At 70.2% G+C, this 591-nt stretch carries 2 protein-coding genes; both read right to left on the reverse strand.

Features of this window, described 5'->3' with window-relative positions; genetic code table 11:
* Positions 1 to 142 precede the first annotated feature (142 nt).
* Positions 143 to 340 carry a hypothetical protein gene (locus tag JCM19049_RS16995; protein WP_054822098.1) on the reverse strand — a complete coding sequence of 66 codons (198 nt, stop codon included), beginning with the start codon at positions 338 to 340 and terminating at the stop codon, positions 143 to 145.
* A 41-nt stretch (positions 341 to 381) separates the two neighbouring features.
* The coding region (locus tag JCM19049_RS17000; RefSeq protein ID WP_279403503.1) for an FAD-dependent monooxygenase at positions 382 to 591 on the reverse strand (210 nt) is incomplete at its 5' end.

The raw sequence follows: 591 nt of genomic DNA on the forward strand, positions 1-591 counted from the left end.
CGCGCTGGCCGCGGCTGCTCCTGGCGCAGGGCCTTGCGTTCAGCCGCGGAAGTGTGGAAGAGTCGATAGAAGTCATCGTTTCCATTGTTTCATGTCTTGCCTGGCAATGGGCGGTGAGTTGCCGCACGCCGATGGCGGGCGCTCAGCGCCCGGGTGTCCCGGTGCCCTGCGCCCAGCGCATGGTGAAGGTGCGGGCCACCGCGGTGCGGATGCGGTCGTTGGCGGCCAGCGCCGTAAAGAGCCGGTCCCGGACCGGGACCAGGGCGGTGGGCAGCGGACGGCCAAGCAGCATGTTCAGGTGGGCCTGGTATCCGGCCCGACGGGCGGCGCGCAGCCTCATGCTGCTGAAGTGGTTTAGCTGCTGCGTCGTGGCGCCGGTGGTCAGCAGCCGGGCCAGCTGCTGCGCGTCCCCCAGCCCAGGGTCATGCCCTGCCCGCCGATCGGGCTGACTTCATGGGCGGCGTCCCCGATCAGCACGGTGCGGCCGTGCACCATGCCGGGAACCCGCCGGTTGGCGGTGCAAAAGGTGCTGCGCATGGTGCAGGTGTGTTCCTCCAGCCGCCGGCCGGTGCGTTCGTGGACAATCCGGGG

The organism is Arthrobacter sp. JCM 19049, from assembly GCF_001310435.1.